The organism is Pseudomonas sp. BCRC 81390 (assembly GCF_030341915.1).
In the GTDB taxonomy this organism is placed as follows: domain Bacteria; phylum Pseudomonadota; class Gammaproteobacteria; order Pseudomonadales; family Pseudomonadaceae; genus Aquipseudomonas.
This window is the reverse complement of sequence record NZ_JATAAG010000075.1, coordinates 1-285: the sequence shown is the minus strand read 5'-3', so window position 1 is coordinate 285 and position 285 is coordinate 1. Positions and strand designations below refer to the sequence as shown.

Below are 285 nucleotides of genomic sequence, written 5' to 3'. Positions count from 1 at the left end.
ACGGTGTAAGTAATTACGCCGCCTTCGGTAACCGAAGGAGTCGCAGTCAGCTTGGCCACCACTTCGTCAGTGGTGTCGGTGACCTGAACCTTGGCCGCACCGCCCAGCTGCAGGTTTTCGAAGGTACGACCATCGACGTCCACAGCGGACTTGATACCCAGGCTGACTTCGCCCGAGTCTTTGTAGACGTCATCGCCCTGTGCCGCGTGCTCGTACGCTGCGCTGGTCTGGCCGGCTTTGATGGTGACCTGGGCGTTGTTGCTCAGGGTCACGACCAGGTCGTGG

General features: G+C 60.7%; 1 protein-coding gene. It reads right to left on the bottom strand.

Annotated elements, in window-relative coordinates:
* Nucleotides 1-285: immunoglobulin-like domain-containing protein (locus QSV36_RS23005; protein WP_289134775.1), on the bottom strand; the 285-nt coding region annotated here is incomplete at both ends.